This is a genomic window from Streptomyces phaeochromogenes, from assembly GCF_001418655.1.
Lineage (GTDB): Bacteria > Actinomycetota > Actinomycetes > Streptomycetales > Streptomycetaceae > Streptomyces > Streptomyces phaeochromogenes.
The window spans coordinates 1-3,119 of sequence record NZ_LIQZ01000544.1 but is presented as its reverse complement, the minus strand read 5'-3'; the positions used below and the strand labels follow the sequence as shown (position 1 = coordinate 3,119).

General features: G+C 70.0%; 4 protein-coding genes. All 4 read right to left on the bottom strand.

The genetic code is table 11. From position 1 onward, the window contains the following. Nucleotides 1-33: 33 nt before the first annotated feature. Nucleotides 34-876, bottom strand: coding sequence for an S-methyl-5'-thioadenosine phosphorylase (locus AOK17_RS45320; protein ID WP_055618494.1), 843 nt, complete (start codon nucleotides 874-876; stop codon nucleotides 34-36). A 93-nt stretch (nucleotides 877-969) separates the two neighbouring features. Further along, nucleotides 970-1,326, bottom strand: coding sequence for an FmdB family zinc ribbon protein (locus AOK17_RS49580; RefSeq protein WP_079053660.1), 357 nt, complete (start codon nucleotides 1,324-1,326; stop codon nucleotides 970-972). Between the two features lie 68 nt (nucleotides 1,327-1,394). Further along, nucleotides 1,395-2,696, bottom strand: a complete 1,302-nt coding sequence (locus AOK17_RS45310; protein ID WP_055618492.1) for an MFS transporter — start codon at nucleotides 2,694-2,696, stop codon at nucleotides 1,395-1,397. A gap of 162 nt (nucleotides 2,697-2,858) precedes the next feature. Further along, a partial coding sequence (locus AOK17_RS51825) for a hypothetical protein (protein ID WP_157881544.1) occupies nucleotides 2,859-3,119 on the bottom strand: 261 nt, incomplete at its 5' end.

The window sequence follows — 3,119 nt, the reverse complement described above, 5'->3', positions numbered from 1 at the left end:
GCCCCACACGACCACAAGGCACCCGCCGCCCCCCTAGGGCAACTCAACCCCAGGATCCATCCCACCCAACGCACTCACGCACAGACAATCCCGCGAACCCCCGGCAGGCAGCCCCGCCACCGCATCGAACAAAACCCCCCGCAGCCGATCCACATTCGCCGCGAACACCTTGAACACCTCGTCGTGCGAGACGCCCTCCCCGCTCTCGGCCCCCGCGTCGAGATCGGTGACCAGCGTCAACGACGTATAACAAAGCTCCAGTTCACGAGCGAGCGCCGCCTCCGGATGCCCGGTCATCCCCACCACGGACCACCCCTGCGCCCGATACCAGAGCGACTCCGCACGGGTGGAGAACCGCGGCCCCTCGATCACCACCAGCGTCCCGCCGTCCACAGGCTCCCAGTCCCGCCCCCGAGCCGCCTCCAGAGCGACCTGACGCCCGGTGGGGCAGTAGGGATCGGCAAGGGACACGTGCACCACGTTCGGCACGTCACCCCCGGGCAACGGCAACCCGTCGAAGTAGGACTGCGCCCGGGACTGCGTACGGTCCACGAACTGGTCGGGCACGAGCAGCGTCCCCGGCCCGTACTCGGGCCGCAGCCCGCCCACCGCACACGGCCCGAGCACCTGACGCGCCCCGACGGACCGCAGCGCCCACAGATTGGCCCGGTAGTTGATGCGATGCGGCGGCAGATGGTGGCCGCGCCCGTGGCGGGGCAGGAAGGCAACCCGCCGCCCGGCGATCTCACCCAGGAACAGGGAGTCGCTGGGCGCTCCGTACGGAGTGTCCACCTGTATCTCGGTCACGTCGTCGAGGAAGGAGTAGAAGCCCGACCCGCCGATGACGCCGATCTCGACGTTCTCCGTGTTCACCATGAACGGCACCCTAACCGGGCCCGGAAACGCCGAAGACCCTGTCGTCGTACGACGACAGGGTTCGTAGGCGAAGAACCGTTGTGCGCGAGAGCGTTACGCGGCGTTGCTGCTGCCGGAGGACGAACTCGTGGACGACGACTTGGAGCCCGACTTCGAGTCCGAGGACGACTTGGAGCCGGACGAGGACGAGGAGTCCGACGAGGTCGACGACTTCGAGTCGGACGATCCGCCGGACGACTTCGAGGCCGGCGCCGGGCTGCTGCTCGACGACGAACCGCGGCTGTCGTTGCGGTAGAAACCGGAGCCCTTGAAGACGATGCCGACCGCGGAGAACACCTTCTTCAGGCGTCCGTCGCAGCTTGGGCACACGGTGAGGGCGTCATCGGTGAACTTCTGCACCGCCTCGAGGCCCTCGCCGCATTCGGTGCACTGGTACTGGTAGGTCGGCACTTGTCTTCCTCCTGGCACTCTCACTCAGTGAGTGCTAACGACGGTCCATAGTGACGTATTCCTCGGGATCAGTCCACTGCCACCGGCACTCGGTGACCCACGCCACGTGCGACGGTCCGGCTCACGACCCGGGGCGAGAGCCGTGAACGCAGGGTCACGAGTGTCGCCAGAGCCAGCAGCGTGCCGCCCATCGGGACGAGGAATCCGGCACCGTCCCACAGGCGGTCCTCCATCTGCCCGGCGACCATGACGGCAGCCGCCTGCCCGAGCGCGACCGCTCCGGTGAGCCAGGTGAAGGCCTCGGTGCGGGCGCCGGCCGGCACGAGCCCGTCGACCAGGGTGTAGCCCGTGATCAGGGCGGGCGCGATGCACACACCGACGAGGAGACCGACCCCCGCGAGGACTACGACCGACTGGGCGGCCCACAGCCCGGAGGCGGCCAGTCCGAGGGCGGCATACGCGACGACGAGGCGGCGGCGTGGGGCCACCTTCCAGGCGATCGCGCCGCAGACGACGCCGGAGAGCATGTTGCCCGCGGCGAAGGTCCCGTACAGGACACCGTTCAGACCGGGCTCGCCGATGGATTCGCTGAACGCGGCGAGCGAGACCTGCATGCCGCCGAAGACGGCGCCGATGCCGAGGAAGGCCACGATCAGCACCCGCACGCCGGGTACGGACAACGCGGAGGCGTGCTTCACGCGCGCGTGCCCGTCGACACCGGCGTCGGCACCCACGGCCGGCTGGGTGCCGCGCTGGGCGGCGAACAGCAGACCGCCGACCAGGGTCAGCGCGGCCTCCGTGAGCAGGCCGGCGGCCGGATCGATGGCGGTGCACAGCGCGGTGGCGAGCAGCGGCCCGAACACGAAGGTGAGCTCGTCGGTGACGGACTCGAAGGCCGCCGCGGTGGTCATCAGGGGCGAGTCCTGGAGCTTGACGCCCCAGCGGGCCCGCACCATCGGCCCGATCTGCGGCACCGAGGCGCCCGTCGGCACGGCGGCCACGAAGAGGGCCCACAGAGGCGCGTCCGCGAGGGCCAGAGCGGTCAGGGAGAGCCCCGCCAGCGTGTGGAGGAGGACGCCGGGCAGCAGCACGGCCCGCTGGCCGTGACGGTCGGCGAGACGGCCGGTGAAGGGCGCGAACAGCGCCAGGGAGACACCGGTCACGGCGGCGACGGCGCCGGCGGCCCCGTACGAGCCGGTGGTGTGCTGGACGAGCAGCACGATGGAGATGGTCAGCATCGCGAACGGCTGCCGCGCGGCGAAGCCGGGAAGCAGGAACGTCCACGCGCCGCGCGTACGCAGCAGTTGTCCGTATCCCGGGCGGGAGGAGACAGGAGTCCCGGGGGACTCCGAGGTGACCGTGGATGCCACGGCCCGTGCCTTTCTGCCGCCTGGTAGCGCGACCCCTTGTACGGGGCCGGAGGCGCCGAGAGCTGTCCTCTTGCGCGGAACTGCGGTAGATGCCGGGCCGCCTGCTAAGAGGGCACCGCGGCCGCCATACGGTCGCGCCAGCTCTGCGTCAGGCAGAGTTGGTTAGATCAAGATGCGCCTTGATGATACAGGTTCAAGCGCCTCTGCCCCTGTGAAACCTGGCACTCTCCAGTTCGGGGCCTGCGAATGCTCGCCATCCGGAGAAACCACGAAGCACAAACCACGAAGCACAAACCACGAAGTCCCCAGCCACCCCGCCAGCTTGCCGCCCTGACCCACCGCCCGCAGCCGCTGCTCGGCCGCGTCCCGGCCGGGATCGGTGGCCACCACGAGCTGCTCGTCGCCGCGCCGCAGCACGGTCGT